Source organism: Rhodovulum sp. HP10 (assembly GCF_047553435.1).
Lineage (GTDB): Bacteria > Pseudomonadota > Alphaproteobacteria > Rhodobacterales > Rhodobacteraceae > Rhodovulum.
In genome coordinates this window covers 2,163,674-2,182,238 of record NZ_CP180201.1, presented here as the reverse complement: position 1 = coordinate 2,182,238, position 18,565 = coordinate 2,163,674, and the positions used below count along the sequence as shown (strand labels likewise).

Annotated in this window: 10 protein-coding genes; 5 read left to right on the top strand and 5 right to left on the bottom strand. The window is 69.4% G+C overall.

Annotation, left to right across the window (positions count from 1 at the left end; translation table 11 throughout):
• Nucleotides 1-6: 6 nt before the first annotated feature.
• Nucleotides 7-786, top strand: coding sequence for a peroxide stress protein YaaA (yaaA, locus tag ACK8CO_RS10260; RefSeq protein WP_080617762.1), 780 nt, complete (start codon nucleotides 7-9; stop codon nucleotides 784-786).
• Between the two features lie 13 nt (nucleotides 787-799).
• Here yaaA and ACK8CO_RS10255 read toward each other — a convergent pair whose 3' ends face one another.
• The gene (locus ACK8CO_RS10255) at nucleotides 800-3,355 is read right to left on the bottom strand and encodes a response regulator (RefSeq protein WP_080617763.1); all 2,556 of its coding nucleotides are present in this window, start codon (nucleotides 3,353-3,355) and stop codon (nucleotides 800-802) included.
• Between the two features lie 137 nt (nucleotides 3,356-3,492).
• Here ACK8CO_RS10255 and ACK8CO_RS10250 point away from each other — a divergent pair, with 137 nt between their 5' ends.
• Together ACK8CO_RS10250 and pbpC are read left to right on the top strand one after the other, a co-directional pair.
• On the top strand, nucleotides 3,493-8,961 hold the full coding sequence (locus tag ACK8CO_RS10250; RefSeq protein WP_414896560.1) for an alpha-2-macroglobulin family protein: 5,469 nt from the start codon (nucleotides 3,493-3,495) through the stop codon (nucleotides 8,959-8,961).
• On the top strand, nucleotides 8,958-10,991 hold the full coding sequence (gene pbpC, locus ACK8CO_RS10245; protein ID WP_414896559.1) for a penicillin-binding protein 1C: 2,034 nt from the start codon (nucleotides 8,958-8,960) through the stop codon (nucleotides 10,989-10,991). Before ACK8CO_RS10250 ends, pbpC begins: the two co-directional genes overlap by 4 nt.
• Before the next feature lie 98 nt (nucleotides 10,992-11,089).
• Here pbpC and bktB read toward each other — a convergent pair whose 3' ends face one another.
• Nucleotides 11,090-12,265, bottom strand: a complete 1,176-nt coding sequence (gene bktB, locus ACK8CO_RS10240; protein ID WP_080617766.1) for a beta-ketothiolase BktB — start codon at nucleotides 12,263-12,265, stop codon at nucleotides 11,090-11,092.
• A 327-nt stretch (nucleotides 12,266-12,592) separates the two neighbouring features.
• On the opposite strand from bktB, the gene ACK8CO_RS10235 reads away from it, so the two are divergent.
• Nucleotides 12,593-14,146 (top strand): FAD-dependent monooxygenase, encoded by a 1,554-nt coding sequence (locus tag ACK8CO_RS10235; RefSeq protein ID WP_414896558.1) that lies wholly within the window; start codon nucleotides 12,593-12,595, stop codon nucleotides 14,144-14,146.
• Nucleotides 14,143-14,331 carry a DUF2783 domain-containing protein gene (locus ACK8CO_RS10230; protein WP_414896557.1) on the top strand — a complete coding sequence of 63 codons (189 nt, stop codon included), beginning with the start codon at nucleotides 14,143-14,145 and terminating at the stop codon, nucleotides 14,329-14,331. The genes ACK8CO_RS10235 and ACK8CO_RS10230 overlap by 4 nt, the downstream gene beginning before the upstream one ends.
• Before the next feature lie 80 nt (nucleotides 14,332-14,411).
• On the opposite strand, the gene dxs is transcribed toward ACK8CO_RS10230, so the two are convergent.
• From dxs to pufM, 3 genes are all read right to left on the bottom strand, one after another.
• Nucleotides 14,412-16,340: a 1-deoxy-D-xylulose-5-phosphate synthase gene (gene dxs, locus ACK8CO_RS10225; RefSeq protein WP_414896556.1), complete on the bottom strand. Its 1,929-nt coding sequence runs from the start codon at nucleotides 16,338-16,340 to the stop codon at nucleotides 14,412-14,414.
• Nucleotides 16,341-16,523: 183 nt separating this feature from the next.
• Nucleotides 16,524-17,594 (bottom strand): photosynthetic reaction center cytochrome PufC, encoded by a 1,071-nt coding sequence (gene pufC / locus ACK8CO_RS10220; RefSeq protein WP_080617770.1) that lies wholly within the window; start codon nucleotides 17,592-17,594, stop codon nucleotides 16,524-16,526.
• A gap of 2 nt (nucleotides 17,595-17,596) precedes the next feature.
• Entirely contained in the window at nucleotides 17,597-18,565 is a 969-nt protein-coding gene (gene pufM / locus ACK8CO_RS10215) for a photosynthetic reaction center subunit M (protein WP_080617771.1), read from the bottom strand.

The window sequence follows — 18,565 nt, the reverse complement described above, 5'->3', positions numbered from 1 at the left end:
TATCCGATGCTTGTGGTGATTTCGCCCGCCAAACGGCTTGACGAAAAACCCGGCCCCGAGCTGGCCGGGACGACACGGCCCGAATTTCAGGCCGAGGCCACCCATCTGGCCGGGGTCGCGGCGCAGCTTTCGCCCGATGAACTGAAACGGCTGATGCATATCAGCGACAGTCTCGCCAGCCTCAATGCCGCCCGCTTCGCGGGGTTTCAGGCCGACCCCGCCCCCGAGGCGGTGAAACCGGCCGTCCATCTTTTCGACGGCGACACCTATGCCGGGCTCGATGCCGCCTCTCTCGATGCCGATGCGCTGCGCTTTGCCCAAAGCCATCTGCGCATCCTGTCGGGGCTTTACGGGCTCTTGCGCCCGCTCGATACGATCCAGCCACACCGGCTGGAAATGGGCAGCCGGCTGGCGACCGAGAAGGGCGCCTGCCTTTACGATTTCTGGGGCGACCGCGTCGCCGAGGCGCTGAACCGGGCGGCAGAGGCGGCAGGCACGGATGTTCTGGTCAACTGCGCCAGCAAGGAATATTTCACCGCCGCCGACCGGGCCGCGCTGAAACCGAAGGTCGTGACCCCGGTCTTCTTCGAGGAACGGCCCTCGGGCCCGAAGATCGTGAGCTTCTACGCCAAGAAGGCACGTGGCGCGATGGCGCGTTTCATCGTCGAACGCGGCCTGACCGACCCCGAGGCGCTGAAGGAGTTCGACACGGGCGGCTACCGGTTCCGACCCGAGGTCTCGGACGACAGCACCCTGGTCTTCCTGCGCGACGGCGACGCGGACTGAACGCCGGGCACGCTCAACCCGCGGCCTGCCCCCGGATCGGCAGGCAACCCTCGGGGCGGTAGGCCTCGAGCGTCTCGACGATCTCGGACTTGCGCAGCGGCTTGGTCAGGCAACCGTTCAGCCCGGCCTCGAGGATGGCATCGACATCGCCGATCAGCGCATGCGCGGTCAGCGCCACCACCGGCACCGGGGCGGCGTCCGATCCGGCCTCAAGCGCGCGGATCCGGCGGGTCGCCTCCTTGCCGTCGCAGCCGGGCATCGAGATATCCATCAGGATCAGGTCGGGCCGGGCTTCGGCGAAGGCCGCCACCGCTTCGTGGCCGTCCTTCACGAAGCGGATGTCGAGCGCGAGCCCGTCCAGCATCTTTTCAAGGACCAGCCGGTTGGTGCGGTTATCCTCTGCCGCCAGAACCCGCATCGGGGTCGCGCCATGGGCAACCGGCGCCGCGAGCGGGGCCGGCGGGATCGGCAGGCGGACCGGTTTCCCGGCCGCAGGCGGCGCGAGTTGTGCCACCGCCTCGTAGAGCGCCCGACGCAGAAGCGGCTTTTGCAGCACGAGATCGACCCCGCAGGCGACCGGATCGTCGCTCGCCCGCATCCGGGTCGGGTTCGAGGACAGCATCAGGATCGGGCCGCCATAGCCGCGATCGCGCAGGGCCCGGGCCAGGGACATGCCGTCCATGCCGGGCATGCGGTGATCGGTGAGCACGAGATCGAAGCGCCCTGTCTCCTGCAGCGCCAGCTCGCCGCAGACATGGCTGACGACCTCCAGCCCGAGCTGGCCAAGCTGACGTTCGAGAATGGTCCGGTTGACTTCCTGATCGTCGACGACCAGCACCCGCCGGGCGCAGGTCGCGGGCGCGGCCGGAAGCTCGTCGGCCCCCTCGCAGACCGGCAGCGTCAGACGGATGCCGAAACAGGCGCCCGTGCCCTTGCCCGACACCAGCCAGATCTCGCCCCCCATCATCCCGATCAGCCGCTGGGTGATGGCCAGCCCCAGCCCCGTCCCCTCGAACTGGCGATTCTCCTGGTCGTCGACCTGGTTGAACTCGCCGAAGATATGCTCCTGCAGCTCGGGCGCGATGCCGATCCCGGTATCCTCGACGATCAGATGGACCTGGTAGCTGCCCGGCGCATCCTCGAAACCGACGACCCGCACCAGCACATGGCCCGCTTCGGTGAACTTGACCGCATTGCCGACGAGATTGGTCAGGACCTGACGCACCCGCGCCCCGTCGCCGACGAAGCGGGTCGGCAGGAAGATGTCGTAATCGATCAGCATGTCGAGCCGCTTGTCCCGCGCCGGCGCCTGCAACAGCGTGGCCACCTCATGGATGATCCGCTCCAGATCGAAGGGGGCGGGATGCAGCGTGAGCTTGTCGGCCTCGATCTTCGAATAGTCGAGCACATCGTTGAGAAGCCCCAGCAGCGCCTCGCCCGATTCGCGGATGGTATGGGCGTAAAGCCGCTGGTCCTCCGACATCTCGGTCTCGCACAGAAGCTCGGCCATGCCGACGACCCCGTTCATCGGCGTGCGCAGCTCGTGGCTCATATTGGCCAGGAAGGCCGACTTGGCGCGGTTCGCGGCCTCGGCGGCGACACGGGCATGTTCGAGCGCCTCCTGCTGACGCTTCTGTTCCGAGATGTCGACCCGGAGCCCGACGATACCGCCATCGGGCGTGCGCTGTTCCAGGATGCGCAGCCAGCGCCCGTCGGCAAGGCGCTGCTCGACCGGCGCCTTGGCCTCCCGGTGCTTGGCCAGGCGTTCGGCCAGCCACTCTTCCTCGCGGCCCACCGCATCTGTGTACTGGCCATGCGCCAGCCCGTGGCGCAGGATGTCCTCGAACCGCGCGCCCGGCACCATGGCCGGGGCGCTTTCGGCATAGAACTCGCGGTAGCGGTCGTTGCACATCACCAGACGATCCTCGGCATCATAGAGCACGAAGGCGTCGGGGATCGCCTCGACCGCGGCCCACATCCGCATCATGTCGGTGATGTTGATCGCAAGGCAGACCATGTCGCCCGAGGGCGTGCGGCGGTCGGTCAGCTTGAGATATTCGCCGGTCCAGAGCCGGACCACGCGCGGCGGCACCGGATCGAGATGCCAGCGCGACAACAGGCTTTCGACATAGTCCTGCGGCCGTTCATCGCCGATGTCGAAAAGCCCCTCCGCGACCGCCAGCCGGATGATCTCGTCATAGCGGATACCGGGACTGACCGCCTCGAGCCCCTCGAACAGACCGAAGAAGGCACTGTTGCCGATCACCAGCCGATCGTCGGGCCCGAACAGCGAAAAGCCGTCCTTGACGGTTTCGAGCGAATCCCAGAGCCGTTGCCTGGCGACGGTGAAATCCTTCGAGACCTCGGCCAGCTCATTCATCACCTCATGCGTGCGCCCGCGCAGCTCGTCGGCGGCCTGGCGGGTCTGGGCGACCTCTTCGGTCAGCGCATCGGCGCGCAGCGCGAGCCTGCGGTTCGCGTCGAACAGCTCGCGGCTTTTCTGTTCCAGCAGACGCTCTGCCGCCAGACGGGCGCGCCGCTCCCTGGCCAGCTTGTCGTGAAGATCCATGCCGGACCTCCTGGTCCCGTTTCTCAGGTATTGGCCGCGCCGGCATGAACAGCCGATTAACGCGGATGGGAATCCTTGCAAATTACGCGCGCGACGTGTCAGCATCCGGACGATTTCAGACTGATCGGGAGGCCGCGATGGCCCGTTCTGCTGCCCTTCTGGCGCTTGCCCTCAGCGCATTTGCGAGCCTCGCGACCGGCGCCGCGGCGCAATCCTCGGCCCCGTCCTCCGACAATCCGCTGCCCGACCGGCGCGCGGTGCTCTGGCGCGACATGGATTTCCCGGGCAGCGATCTCAGGACACTGCTCGACACCGATCTGCCCGCCTGCCTTCGGGCCTGCCTGAGCGATGCGCGCTGCGCGGCCTTCACCTTCAATGCCCGCTCGGATGCCTGCTTTCCCAAGGCCCGGACCGGTCAGCCCACCCCCTATGCGGGCGCGGTCTCGGCGCGGATCGTGGCGACCGACCCGGCGACCCTCGCTGCCGCCCCGGCCCGTGCCGCCGAGTTGAGCTTCTTGCAGAGCGGCGATCTGGCCGAGGCCCGCCGTCAGGCCGAAAAACTGCCGCAGGACCATCCCGTCGACGGCGCCACGCTGGACGAGCTGCGCCGCGCGGCAGCTTCTGCCCGTGCCGCGAACCGCCCGGGCGAGGCGCGCCGGCTGCTGGGCGCCGCGGTCGCGCTGCGCGACGATGCCGCCGCCTGGACGGATTATGCCGCCGCCACGGCCGCGCTCTCGCCCGAGGACCGCTCCGCCCGGCGCCGGGTCCGCCAGGACGCCCTTTCGGCATCGGTCAACGCCTATCTGCGCGGCAGCGTCCCGGCGCTCCGCGCGCGGGCTCTGGACGTGATGGCCGGTGCGCTCGAGGATCTGGGGCGCGGACGCGACATGATCCCGGCGCTGCGGCTGGCCGAGGCGCTCGCGCCGCGGGACGAGCGGCAGGCCCGCCTCGACGAGGCCATCGGCAAATACGGCTTCCGGATCACCGATACCGTGGTCGAAAGCGATGCCGCCCGGCCCCGGATCTGCGCCGAGTTCTCCGAGGATCTTGTCAAGGCCCGGATCGACTACGCCCCCTTCGTGCAACTGCCCGACCCGGGACTGGCCGTCACCGCCGAGGACCGCCGGCTTTGCGTCGAGGGGGTGAAGCATGGCGAACGCTACCGGCTGACCTTCCGCGCCGGTCTGCCCGCCGCAAGCGGCGAGACGCTGGCAAAGCCTGTGACGCTGACCCAGTATGTCCGCGACCGCAGCCCTTCGGTCCGGTTCCCGGGCCGCGCCTATGTCCTGCCGAAGACGGGCGACGCCGCTCTGCCCGTCGTCACCGTCAATTCCGGCAGTCTCGATCTGACACTTTACCGGATGTCGGATCGCAACCTGCTGCGCGCCGTTCAGGACGGCTATTTCGGCCAGGCGATCTCGCCCTGGCAGGAAGACACCGTCTCGACCGATCTGGCCGAAAAGGTCTGGTCGGGCCGCGCCGAGGTCGGAAGCGATCTGAACCGCGACGTGACCACCCGGCTGCCGCTCGATGCCGCGCTGGCGGGCCAGCCCGCCGGGGTCTACGCGCTGAGCGCCGCGATCCCGGGCGAGGATCCCTATGAGATGCCCGCCGCAACCCAGTGGTTCGTGCTGTCCGATCTGGGCCTTGCCAGCATGAGCGGCACCGACGGGCTGCATGTCTTCGTGCGCAGCCTCGGCAGTGCCGAGCCGAAGGCCGGGGTCGAGGTCTCGCTGCTGTCCCGCGCCAATGAGGTGCTGGGCAGGGCCACCACAGACGCGAAAGGCTATGCGCGGTTCGAACCGGGGCTCACGCGCGGACGCGCGGGCGCCGCACCCGCCATGCTGACCGCCGGGGACGATGACGCCGATATCGCCTTCCTGTCGCTGACCGATGCCGAATTCGACCTCTCGGACCGGGGCGTCGAGGGCCGCGAGCCCGCGCCGCCCATCGATGTCTTCCTGACCACCGATCGCGGCGCCTACCGCACCGGCGAGACCGTTCATGCGACCGCACTGGCCCGCGACGACCGGGCCTATGCCATCGCCGATCTGCCGCTGACCGCGATCCTGTCGCGCCCCGACGGACTGGAACATGCCCGCCAGCTGTCGCAGGGCGGCATCGCGGGGGGCCATGTCTTCGATCTGGACATCGCCGGGACCGCACCGCGCGGCACCTGGAAACTCGATCTCTATGCCGATCCCGAGGCGCCCGCGCTGGCCTCGTCCAAGATCCTGGTCGAAGATTTCCTGCCCGAACGGATCGATTTCGAGCTCGGCCTGCCCGAGGCGCCCATCGACCCGGCCGCCCCGCCTCTGCTGTCGGTCGAGGCGCGCTATCTGTTCGGGGCACCCGGCGCCGATCTGCCCATCGAGGGCGAGGTGCAACTGGCCGCCGTCTCCGCTCTGCCCGCATATCCGGGCTTCGTCTTCGGCCGCTACGACGCCTCGGTCGCGCCCGCGATGGCCGCGATCGAAGACACCGGCCGTACCGATGCGGCGGGCCATGCCCGGATCGGGCTGTCCCTGCCGACCCTCAGGACCGAGGGCAAGCCGGTCGAGGCCCGGATCACCCTGCGCCTCTCCGAAGGATCGGGCCGCCCGGTCGAGCGCAGCCTCACCCGCCCCGTCGCGCCTTCGGGTCCGATGGTCGGGATCAGGCCGCGCTTCGAGGGCGACCTGCCCGAGGGCGCCGAGGCCGGGTTCGATCTGATCGCGCTCGGCGCCGACGGCCGTCCCGAGAACACGCCGCTCCACTGGGCGCTGAACCGGGTCGAGACCCGCTATCAGTGGTACCGCGTCGATGGCGACTGGCGGTGGGAGCCGATCACCACCCGCGAGCGCATCTCCGAAGGCGAGACCCGGCCCGAGGACGGCCGCGCCTCGGTCGCGGTGCCGGTGCGCTGGGGGCGCTACGAGCTGGTGGCCGAGCGCCGCGAGGGCGCCTGGGCCGAGGCCGCGGTGGCCTTCGATGCCGGCTGGTACGCGCCCGCCGATGCCAGCACCACGCCCGACATGCTGGAGCTGTCCCTGGACAAGCCCGCCTATCGCCCCGGCGAGACCGCGACGCTGAGGATCGTGCCGCGCCAGCCGGGCAAGGGGCTGGTGACGGTGATGTCGAACCGGCTGATAGACATGGTGCCGGTCGAGCTGACCGAGGGCGAGAACGTCGTCCGGCTGCCCGTGACCGACGACTGGGGGTCGGGGGCCTATGTCGCCGCGACCCTGATCCGGCCGATGGACCTGCCTGCGGGCCATAACCCGACCCGGGCGCTGGGGCTGGCCCATGCCGCGGTCGACCCCGGCCCGCACCGTCTGGCGGCCGCCTTCGAGGTCCCGGCCAAGGCCGAACCGCGCCAGCCGCTCGACATCGCGCTGAAGGTCGAGGGCATCGCCCCGGGCGAAACCGCATATGCCACCATCGCGGCCGTCGATCTGGGCATCCTGAATGTCACGGGCTTTGCCAGCCCCGACCCGGACAATCACTATTTCGGGCAGCGAAAGCTCGGGATGGGGCTGCGCGACGTCTACGGGCGGCTCATCGACGGGCTGAACGGCGCCATGGGCACGGTGCGCTCGGGCGGCGACGGCACGGCCGGGATGCGCCGTCAGGCGCCGCCCCCGACCGAGGAACTGGTCGCGCTGTTCTCGGGGCCGGTGACGGTGGACGAAGACGGTGTCGCCCATGCCCGCCTCGACATCCCCGCCTTCAACGGCACGCTCCGGCTGATGGCGGTCGCCTGGTCGCCGACCGGGGTCGGCCAGGCCGAGGCCGATATCCTGATCCGCGATCCGGTGGTGGTGACGGCCAGCCTGCCGCGTTTCCTCGCGCCCGGCGATGAAAGCCGCCTGCTGCTGGAGCTGGTCCATGCCGAGGGCCCGGCCGGCCGCATGCCGCTGAGTGTCACCGGAGAGGGTGTCACCCTCGATCCGGCCGCGATCCCCGAGGCGGTCGAACTGGCCGAGGGCGGCAAGACCGCGCTCTCGATCCCGATCGCCGCGGGCACGCCGGGGCTGCAGCATGTAAAGGTCGCGCTGAGCACGCCCGATGGCAAGGTGCTGAACCGGATCCTGACCCTGCCGGTCGAGGTCACCGATCCCGAGATCGTGCGGAAATCGCGCTTCACCCTTGCCGACGGGCAGAGCTTCACCGCCGATGACGCGCTTTTCGCCGGCATGCTGCCCGGCACCGGGCGCGCGACTCTGGCGCTTGGCCCGATCGCGCGGCTCGATGCGGCGGGGCTGCTGGCCGGCCTCGACCGCTATCCCTATGGCTGCACCGAGCAGGTGACGTCGAAGGCACTGCCGCTGCTTTACCTCGACCAGCTGGCCGAGGTGCTGGGGCTTGGCAGCGGCGAGCCTCTGGCCGACCGGCTGGACAAGGCCGTGACCGAGGTGCTGGCGAACCAGTCGCCCTCGGGCGGGTTCGGGCTCTGGGCCCCGGGTGCGGGCGATTTCTGGCTCGACGCCTATGTCACCGATTTCCTGTCACGCGCCCGCGCGCAGGGTGTCGCGGTGCCGGACCGGGCCTTCGGAATGGCGCTCGACAACCTGCAGAACCGGGTCAGTTACGCGTCCGATTTCGACCATGGCGGCGAGGATATCGCCTATGCGCTGATGGTTCTGGCCCGCGAGGGCAAGGCGGCGATGGCCGATCTGCGCTACTATGCCGATACGAGGGCAGAAGCCTTCGCGACACCTCTGGCCGCCGGGCAGCTTGGCGCGGCGCTGGCCGCCTATGGCGATCCGACGCGGGCCGATCTGATGTTCGCCCGCGCCGCCCGGATGATGGCCGGGCGGATGGGCCGGGACGAGCCCCCGGTCTGGCGCGCCGATTACGGCACCGATCTGCGCGACGCGGCGGGGCTTCTGACGCTGGCCCTCGCGGCGGGCAGCAGCGCCGTCGACCGCGATGCGCTGACCGGCTATCTGGCAGCGACCGACCGGCCGCTCTCGACCCAGGAAGCGAGCTGGATGCTGCTGGCCACCCATGAACTGATCGACCGTCCCGGCGCCGAGGGCTTCACCCTGAACGGCGCGCCCCTGACGGGGCCTCTGGTCCGGCCGCTGAGGCAGGGCGACGGCCCGGTGGTGCTGGGCAATGAAAGCGGCCGCCCCGAGACGCTGACCGTCACCAGCTTCGGCGTGCCCGAGGTGCCCGAGCCCGCAGGCGGCAACGGCTATGACATCTCGCGGCAGCACTATACGCTAGAGGGCGATCCGGTCACGCTCGATGCCGTGGCGCAGGGCACCCGGATCGTGACGGTGCTGGAGGTCACGCCCTTCTCCTCCGACCGGGCGAGGCTGATGATCGCCGACCCGATCCCGGCGGGCTTCGAGATCGACAATCCGAACCTGCTTCGGGCGGGCGACATCCGGGCACTCGACTGGCTTGGCACCACCGCCGAGGTGCGCCACAGCGAGGCACGGCAGGACCGCTTCCTTGCCGCGCTCGACTGGGGGTCGACCGACGCGGTCCGGCTGGCCTATATCCTGCGCGCGACCGCCCCCGGCCGCTATCGCGCCCCTGCGGCCAGCGTCGAGGACATGTATCGCCCCGACCGCCGCGCCTGGAGTGATGCGGGTCGTGCCAGCGTCACGCCATGAGGGCACTCCTGCCCGCGCTGGCGGCGGTGCTGTTTCTCGGCGCCGCCGCACGCGATGCAACCGACGCCTGGATCGACGCGACGATGCTGCCGCCGCTGACCGCCGAGACCTCGGTCGAGGTGCTCGACCGGAAGGGCAGGCTTATGCGCGCCTATACGGTCGAGGACGGGCGCTGGCGGCTCGCGGCCAGTCCCGACCAAGTCGACCCGCTCTATGTCAGGATGCTCGTCGCCTATGAGGACCGCCGGTTCCGCTCCCATCCCGGCATCGACGCGCTGGCACTCGCGCGCGCGGCGGGCCAGGCGCTGACCCATGGCCGGATCGTCTCGGGCGGCTCGACCCTGTCGATGCAGACCGCGCGGCTTCTGGAAGACAGCGGCACCGGGCGCTGGGCGGGCAAGTTCCGGCAGATGCGGGTGGCGCTGGCGCTGGAGCGGCGGATCGGCAAGGACGGCATCCTCGCGCTTTACCTCGCCCGCGCCCCCTTCGGCGGCAATCTCGAAGGCATCGCGGCGGGCAGCCTCGCCTGGTTCGGCAAACCGCCCGCACGCCTGAGCCCGGCCGAGGCGGCGCTTCTGGTCGCGCTGCCGCAATCGCCCGAGACCCGCCGCCCCGACCGCGCGGCCGACGCCGCCCGGAGCGCCCGCGACCGGGTGCTTTCGCGGATGGCAGAAGCGGGCGTTCTGGACGCCGAGACCGCCGCCCGCGCCGCCCGAAGCCCGGTTCCTGTAACCCGCCGCCCCTTCCCAGAGCTTGCGCCCCATCTGGCCGACCGCGCCCGCGCCGCCGAGCCGGGGGCGCGCCTCCATCGCCTGACCCTCGATGCGGGCCTGCAGGCGCGGCTGGAAACGCTTGTCCGCGACACCGTCCGCCCGATGGGTGCCCGGCTCTCGGCGGCCCTGATCGTCGCCGATCACCGCAGCGGCGAGATCCTGGCCGAGATCGGCAGCCCCGATTACACCGACACCGCCCGCGACGGCTTCGTCGACATGGCGCTGGCGCCGCGCTCGCCCGGATCGACCCTGAAACCGCTGGTCTACGGCCTGGCCTTTGCCGAGGGGCTGGCCCATCCCGAAACCCTGATCGAGGACCGCCCGACCGCCTTCGGCAGCTACCGCCCGTCGAATTTCGACGGCCGCTACCGCGGCACCCTGCCGGTCCGTGCGGCACTTCAGGCCTCGCTCAACATTCCCGCCGTGGCCCTGACCGAGGCACTCGGCCCGGCCCGGCTGCTGGCCCGGCTGAAACGCGCGGGCGCAAGGCCCGCCCTGCCGGACGGTGCACCCGGGCTCGCCATCGCGCTGGGCGGGCTCGGCCTCACGCTCGAAGATCTCGCCCGGCTCTATGCCGCGCTGGCCGAGGGCGGGCGCCCGGTGCCTCTGCACTGGCGCATGGGGGCTGTGCCCGCAACAGATGGCCCGCCGGTCCTGACCCCCGAAGCCGCCTGGCAGGTCGGCGACATCCTGCGCGGGGTGCCCGCCCCCGCCAGCGCCCCCCAGGGCCGGATCGCATTCAAGACCGGCACCTCCTACGGCCATCGCGATGCCTGGGCGGTGGGCTTCGACGGGCGCCATGTGGTGGCGGTCTGGATCGGCCGCCCCGACGGCACCCCGGTGCCGGGCGCCTTCGGCGCCGACCGTGCGGCACCGCTCCTGTTCGACGCCTTTGCCCGGCTCGGGCCGCCTAAGGCGCTGCCGCCGCCCCCGCCCGGCACGCTGATCGCTGCAAACAGCGCCCTGCCCGCACCGCTCCGCCACTTCGCCCGGCCGGGCGAGAGGCCCGGCGCCGACATGCTGCGCCTAGCCTTCCCGCCCGACGGCGCCGATCTCGCGCTCGACGGCGCGCCCCTGACGGTCAAGATCGAGGGCGGCACGCCTCCCTTCACCCTGCTGGCCGATGGCCGCCCCCTCGCCACCGGCCTCAGACACCGAACCGCCGCCCTGCCTGCGCCGGGCCCGGGCTTCGTCATCCTCTCGGCCATCGACGCCGCCGGGCACGCCGTCCGCGCGCGCCTGCACCTGACCGACTGACAATCCCGGTCTTCTTCTTGGCGAAAATACCCGAAACGGCGCGCCCGGCAGGGGCGCGCCCCAGTGAGAGACTGGCCCCGAAAGGAGCCTCCGCCGGATCAGATCCGTTCCAGCGCCAGCGCGATCCCCTGACCGCCACCGATGCACATAGTCACCAGCGCCAGGCGCCCACCGCTCCGGTCCAGCTCGTACAGCGCCTTCACCGTCAGGATCGCGCCGGTCGCCCCGACCGGATGGCCCAGCGCGATGGCTCCGCCATTGGGGTTCACCTTCGCCGGGTCGAGCCCAAGCATCCGGCTGACCGCCAGCGCCTGCGCGGCAAAAGCCTCGTTGCTTTCGATCACGTCGAAATCCCCGACCTTCAGCCCGGTCCGCGCGCAAAGCGCCTCGACCGCGGGCACCGGCCCGATCCCCATCACCTCGGGCGCCACCCCGGCATGGGCATAGCCGACGATCCGGGCCAGCGGCACCAGATCGGCCGCCCCGGCCGCCTCCTCACGGGCCAGAACCACGGCAGCCGCGCCATCATTGATGCCGCTGGCATTTCCCGCCGTGACCGTGCCGTCCTTGCGGAAGGCAGGACGGAGCCCCGCCAGACCGTCGAGGCTCGTGGCCTTGGGATGCTCGTCGACCCGGAAGGCCACGGTCTCGCGCCGCTGCTGTACCTCGATGGGCACGATCTGATCATCGAACCGCCCCTCGGCGATGGCCCAGGCGGCGCGCTCCTGGCTCTGCATCGCGAAGGCGTCCTGATCTGCCCGCGACACGCCATGGGCCTCGGCCACATTCTCGGCGGTCACGCCCATATGGCCCGACCCGAACGGACAGCTCAGCGCGCCCAGCATCATGTCACCGGCCGCGCTGTCGCCCATCTTCCGGCCCCAGCGCGCATCCGTCAGGATATGCGGCGAGCGGCTCATGCATTCGGCACCGCCGGCCAGCCCGAAATCGGCCTCGTTCAGCATCAGCGCCTGCATCACCGAGACGATGGCCTGCGCCCCCGACCCGCAGAGCCGGTTGACATTCATCGCGGGCACGGTGTCGGGCACGCCGGCCTCCAGCGCCGCGACCCGGCCGAGATACATGTCGCGCGGCTCGGTATTGATGACATGGCCGAAGACCACGTGCCCGACCCGGTCGGCCGGAAGCCTGGCCCGCGCCAGCGCGGCCTTCGCCACCGTCGCGCCAAGCGCGATCGGCGGCACGCCCGCAAGGCTGCCCCCGAATGTGCCGATCGCGGTCCGTGCCGCTCCAAGGATCACTATTCCGCTCATCTTCAAGCTCCTCCCACATGATCCGCCGACGGGCCGCCTCCCCGGCCACCCGCCCGGCTTCCCGGCGCTCCACAAGCGTCAGCCTGACCGTGGCGGGGCTGTAAATCCAGTCTGAAAAAACCGGTTGCAGAGCCCTGTAGAGTAGCAGAGGTTACCCCCCGAACAGCGGATAAGAACAAGAACCGGTGTGGGAGACTGCGATGAGGAGAGGGGCCGTCCGCGGCGACCTGCGGGTCGCATCGGAATCATCGCGCTTTCGTGCCTCCGGATCCGCCGACGCGCCGCCCCGGGCCTGCCCGGCAACGCGCCGCCTCTGGAGGATGCGTGATGGCCTATGACAGCAAGCAGCTTCCCTATTCCGCTCCGCCCGGCCTGAGCGGGCCGGAGCCGCATCACCGCGTCGTCGTGGTGGGCGCGGGACCGGTCGGGCTGGCGATGGCGCTGGATCTTGCGCGGCTCGGCATCGCCTCGGTGGTGCTCGAGGACAAATCCTCGCTCGCGGTCGGCTCGCGCGCCATTGTCTGGTCGCAGCGCAGCCTGCAATTCTTCGCGCGCCTCGGCATCTTCGAGAAGATCATGGCGCGGGCCGTGCCCTGGAGCATCGGGCGAATCAGCCATGGCGACGAAGAGATCTTCAGCTTCGACATGGCCGAAACCGGCGCCGAACGCTTCCCGCCCTTCGCCAATCTGCAGCAATACCATGTCGAGGACATCCTGATCGAGCGCGCCCTGGCCGAGCCCTTGATCGATCTGCGCTTCCGCAACCGCCTGACCGGCGTCGATCAGACCGGGGACGGGGTCGAGCTGACGATCAGAACGCCGGACGGCTCCTACCGGCTGAGCGCCGATTATCTGCTGGCCTGCGACGGCGCCCGCTCGCTGACCCGCGCGCTGCTGGATCTGGATTTCGAGGGCGGCGCCTCGCACGAAGAGCGCTTTCTGGTCGCCGATATCGAGATGGAGGCCGATTTCCCGGCCGAGCGCTGGTTCTGGTTCGACCCCTCCTTCCATTCCGGCCAGTCGGCGATGCTGATGCCGCAGGCCGACAATATCTACCGCATCGACCTGCAGCTCGGCCGCGATGCAAATGCCGCCGAAGAGGTCCGGCCGGAACGGGTGATCCCGCGGATCCAGGCCGTAGTCGGCCCCGATTTCGACCTCGAATGGGTGTCGGTCTACACCTTCCAGAGCCGCAGGCTGGCCGAGTTCGTGCATGGCCGGGTGATCTTCCTCGGCGATGCCGCGCATCTGGTGCCGCCCTTCTCGGCCCGGGGCGCTAATGGCGGGCTTCGGGATGTCGAGAATCTGGGCTGGAAGCTGGCCGCCGTGCTGGAGGGCCGCGCCGATGAGCGGCTTCTGGAGAGCTACAACCGCGAGCGGGTGCAGGCCGCCGACGAGAACCTGCGCGATTCCGTCCGGGCTGCCGATTTCATCTCGCCCGCTCCCGGGATCGAACGCCTGTTCCGGGACCAGGTGCTGGCGCTGGCGCGCGAGACCGCCTTCGCCCGCGAATGGGTCAATGCCGGGCGGCTGGCCCTGCCCTGCATCTATCGGACCGGCGCGCCCGACGACCCGCTGCTGCCCGTCGGGGCCCGGCCCGGTGCGGCCGCCCCCGAGGCGCGGATCGGCACCGGCTGGCTGCTGGACGAGCCCGGGACCGGAGCGATGGTGCTGGCGATCAACTGCGCCGCACCCGAGGGCCTGCCGGTTCCGGCTCTGGTGCTGCGGGCCGACCCCACGCTCCGGGCGCGCTATCTGGGCGATGCCGAGCGGGCGATCTACCTGATCCGACCCGACCGGGTGGTGGCCGCGCGCTGGGTGACGGCCGGGCCCCGCGAGATCACGGCCGCGCTGCGGGCGATGTGGGAGGGACGGGAATGAAGCTGATCACCGATCCGAACCTGCCCGATCCCGACGGGTTCTACGCCGAATTGCTGGCCGCCCATCGCGGGCTGTCGGAAACCGAAAGCCAGGCGCTGAACGCGCGGCTGATCCTGATCCTCGCCAACCATGTCGGCGACCGCGAGACCCTGATCGAGGCACTGAAACTGGCCCGCGGCCGCTGAGACCTCGCGAAGGCGGCAGGGCACCGCCCGGTTTCCCGGACGAGGCCCCGTCGCGGAGAGCTTTGGTCCCGGCTCCGGGCTCAGGCGCTGACCTGACCGAATTGTCCGGGGGCGACCCCCAGGGCCTGCAGCGCGGTCGCGGCGATGTCCTGCGCGGTCAGCTTTGCCTCGGCATACATCTCGGCCGGGCTCGCCTGCTCGATGAAAGCATCGGGCAGGGTCATGGTGCGCACCGAGATCCCGCCATCGAGCCGCCCGGTCCGGGCCAGCCAGTGCAGGACCAGCGCACCGAAACCGCCCTCGGCGCCATGCTCGACGGTGACCAGCGCCTCATGCTCCCTGACCAGCCGCGCGATCAGATCGGTATCGAGTGGCTTGGCGAAGCGGGCATCGGCGACGGTGACCGAGACGCCCCGCGCCTCGAGCGCATCGGCGGCCGCGAGGCAGTCGACCAGAGGCGCCCCGAAGGACAGAAGCGCGACCTTGCTGCCCTCGCGCATGACACGGCCCTTGCCGATTTCCAGCACCTGTCCGCGCTCGGGCATCTCGACGCCCATGCCTTCGCCGCGCGGATAGCGGAACGAGATCGGGCCCTCGTCATAGGCGGCGGCGGTGGCGACCATGTGGCGAAGCTCGGCCTCGTCGCCCGCCCCCATCACCACCATGCCCGGCAGGTTCGACAGGAAGGCCACGTCGAAGGCGCCGGCATGGGTCGAACCGTCGGCGCCGACCAGCCCCGCGCGGTCGATGCAGAAGCGGACCGGCAGTTTCTGCAGCACCACGTCATGGACGATCTGGTCATAGCCGCGCTGCAGGAAGGTCGAGTAGATGGCGACGAAGGGCTTCAGCCCCGAGGCCGCCATGCCGCCCGCGAAGGTCACCGCGTGCTGTTCGGCGATGCCGACATCGAAGACCCGTTTCGGGAAACGGTCCTGCAGGATGTCGAGCCCGGTGCCCGAGGGCATCGCGGCGGTGATGCCGACGATCTTAGCGTCGCGCGCGGCCTCGTCGGTCAGGGTCCGGCCGAAGACCGAGGTATAGGAGGGCGCATTGGGCGCGCTTTTCTTCTGTGTGCCCGAGGCGACATCGAACTTCGACACGCCATGGCCGCGATCGGCCGAGGTCTCGGCGGGCCGGTAGCCCTTGCCCTTGACGGTGCAGACATGGATCAGGACCGGTCCCGAGGCCCGCGCGCGGGCGGCGCGCAGCACCGTCAGCAGCTGGCTCATGTCATGGCCGTCGATCGGACCGATATAATCGAAGCCCAGTTCCTCGAAGAGCGTCCCGCCGCCCGGGAAGCCGGTGACGAGCTGACGCGCGCGGCGCGCGCCCTCGCGGATCGGGCCGGGCAGCGCGGCCTCGAAATCCTCGGCCATGTCCTTGAGCTTGCCCAGCGGCGTCTCGTGATAGAGCCCCGAGAGATATTTCGACATCGCGCCCACGGGCGGGGCGATGGACATCTCGTTGTCGTTCAGGATCACGAAGAGGCGGCGCTTTTCATGCCCGGCATTGTTCAGCGCCTCATAGGCCATGCCGGCGCTGATCGAGCCGTCGCCGATCACCGCGATGGCATCGCCCGTCGGCTGGCCCATGTCGCGGCCGACAGCGAAGCCGAGCGCCGCCGAGATCGAGGTCGAGCTGTGGCCGGCGCCGAAGGCATCATAGTCGCTTTCCGAGCGTTTGCAGAACCCGGCAAGCCCGCCGCCCTGACGCAGCGTATGCATCCGGTCGCGGCGCCCGGTCAGGATCTTGTGCGGATAGCACTGGTGGCTGACATCCCAGACCAGCTTGTCGAAGGGCGTGTTGAATACGGCATGCAGCGCGACGGTCAGCTCGACCACACCGAGCGACGAGCCCAGATGCCCGCCGGTCCGGGCGACGACCGAGATCACCTCTTCGCGGAGGTCGCGCGCCAGCAGCGTCAGATCGGCCTGGCTCATGCCCTTGAGATCGGCAGGACCGGCGACACGGTCCAGGATCGGGGTCGAGGTCGGAGGCTTGACTGTCATGGGTCGTCTCCTGCGCGTTTCCGTTATGAAAAAAGCGCCGTGTGGTCTGTTCCCCACACGGCGCCAGTGTCCTGTGTCTGACAGGAAGGGAACCGGGGTGTGGAGGCCCCGAATACCGGGCCCCGCCAGGGACCCGATGAGGGGAAAGGGCGGCTCTTGCGGCCGCCCCTTCGAAGTCTCAGATCAGTCCGCCGGAGCGGCCAGTTCCGGCCATTCGGCGACCATGTCATGGCCGTTCAGCGGGCTGATGACGCCCATGTGGCAGGTCATGCAGTCAACCTTGGCCGATTCATGCCCCAGGATCTCCGAGCGCGGCTCGTAGAAGGTCTGGTTGATGTCGATCGACATCTGCTGCGCAAGCGTCGTGACCGACCATTGCGGCGTCACCTGGGTCGGATCGTAGAAGGCCCGGGTGTTGTGGCAGTAGACGCACCCGACATTGAGCGCATTGGCCTGATGGTTCATCAGGCTGAAGGTGCGTTCGGCATTCTGCCAGGTCGGGTCGCCCTTCTGCTGGTCGACGCGGCTTTCGGTATCGGTGACCTTGATGGTCTCGCCGTCAAGCAGCAGTTTTTCCAGCGCATCCACCGGCAGCGACGTGTACTGGCTGTCGGTATATTTGCGGCCCACGATCAGGCGGTTCTGAACGCCGGACCAGCCTTCCATGGCACTGTTGACGTAGCCGGATTTCATCCACGAGCCGGGAGGGGTCGGCTGACCCCGGTGGCAGGTGTAGCAGTTCACGCCCTTGCCTTCGGTGGCGAGGTTGTGCGTGTCCCAGGAGTCGTTGAGATACTGGGTCGCCTCGATGCAGTTCTCGGTGATCGCCAGCGTGGTCTCGTCGACCTCGCCATTGTCATAAAGCACCACATCCGTGCCGACCCAGGCACTCATCGCCTTGGTGAGCTGGTCGAAATTGGCCTGGTCCATGTCGCCGAAGGCGATGACGCTGTCGCCATAGGCCTCGGCCGCGGTCGGGGTGCCTTCCGGCGCCTCGACCCGGTCGAAGACCTGATACTCGGCCTCGTAGACATCGAATTGGGGGTTGTCCTTGACGAATTTGGACACCGCCATCCCGATGCCGCGGGGGCCGGTCTGCTGGTCGATGGTGGCATTGGGGTTGCCGAAGGCCACGATGATCGCAGCCACCGCCACTGCACCGCCCACAGTCCCCACGAGGATCGCCGGACCCATCAGGTCGGTCGGGTTCTCCTCACTCCATTTGAAGAACCATTTCGGGAACTTAAGCATCATGATCAGCCTCCTTGCCCGACATAGGCGTCAACGCCGTAGGGCTGAGTGTACTCCGTGACGAAGTTGTGCTCCTGGGCCCAGATATACCAGTTGTCGACGACAGTGCCCGTGAGCAGGATGCCGATCCCGCCGGTCAGCGGGGTCAGAACCGCGAACCACCAGGCCCAGCGGTGAATGCCTTCCATGGTGGCATTGAAGCCCATGGTCCAGCGCCAGAACAGGGCGGCACGCTCGGACGCGGTCCCGCGGTCGTAGATCTGCTCCAGCTCGCGGTCGCCGCCGAAGCGGGTCACGGCGAGGATGGTGCCGCCATGCATCGCGAACAGCAGGGCAGAGCCATAGAGGAACGCGATCGAGAGCGCGTGGAACGGGTTGTAGTAGAGGTTGCCGTACCGGATCGAGAAGGCGGTGGTCCAGTCGAGGTGCGGGAAGATGCCGTAGGGCACCATTTCCGACCAGGAGCCCATCAGGATCGGGCGGAAGAAGCCCAGCACCATGAACAGCCAGATCGCCGACAGGAACGCCCAGGCAATGTGCTTGCCCATCTTGTGCTCGACGGCGAGCATGTAGGTACGTGCCCACCAGGCCCAGACCGAGATCAGCAGGAAGAAGCTGGCGATCATGTACCAGCCGCCATCCTTCAGCGGCGGAATGCGCAGGCCGTATTCCGGCGAGGGCGGTTCGAGCGCGAGCCAGAAGCCCTGCCGCAGCAGCTGCACCAGCGACCAGTCGACCTGGGCCAGCATGTTGAGCCCGATGATGAGGAACGCGAAGGCGCCCGCGATCAACGAGATCACGCCGGTATAGCCCAGATAGATCGGGCCGAGCTGGGCGTTGCCGAGCCAACCGAGGATGGAGAAGTGGCCGATGCCTGCGGCCCGCTCTTCCATCATGTTGTTCTCGTTGTCCATGCCCCAGTCGCCGGGCCCCTGGACCTGCACCTGGGTGAAGATGTTCTGATATTCAGCCAT

Coding starts and splice junctions, on each gene's coding strand:
- ACK8CO_RS10250 (WP_414896560.1), top strand. CDS start 3,493: ATGGCCCGTTCTGCTGCCCTTCTGGCGCTTGCCCTCAGCGCATTTGCG.
- pufM (WP_080617771.1), bottom strand. CDS start 18,565: ATGGCTGAATATCAGAACATCTTCACCCAGGTGCAGGTCCAGGGGCCC.
- dxs (WP_414896556.1), bottom strand. CDS start 16,340: ATGACAGTCAAGCCTCCGACCTCGACCCCGATCCTGGACCGTGTCGCC.
- yaaA (WP_080617762.1), top strand. CDS start 7: ATGCTTGTGGTGATTTCGCCCGCCAAACGGCTTGACGAAAAACCCGGC.
- ACK8CO_RS10235 (WP_414896558.1), top strand. CDS start 12,593: ATGGCCTATGACAGCAAGCAGCTTCCCTATTCCGCTCCGCCCGGCCTG.
- pbpC (WP_414896559.1), top strand. CDS start 8,958: ATGAGGGCACTCCTGCCCGCGCTGGCGGCGGTGCTGTTTCTCGGCGCC.
- ACK8CO_RS10230 (WP_414896557.1), top strand. CDS start 14,143: ATGAAGCTGATCACCGATCCGAACCTGCCCGATCCCGACGGGTTCTAC.
- pufC (WP_080617770.1), bottom strand. CDS start 17,594: ATGATGCTTAAGTTCCCGAAATGGTTCTTCAAATGGAGTGAGGAGAAC.
- ACK8CO_RS10255 (WP_080617763.1), bottom strand. CDS start 3,355: ATGGATCTTCACGACAAGCTGGCCAGGGAGCGGCGCGCCCGTCTGGCG.
- bktB (WP_080617766.1), bottom strand. CDS start 12,265: ATGAGCGGAATAGTGATCCTTGGAGCGGCACGGACCGCGATCGGCACA.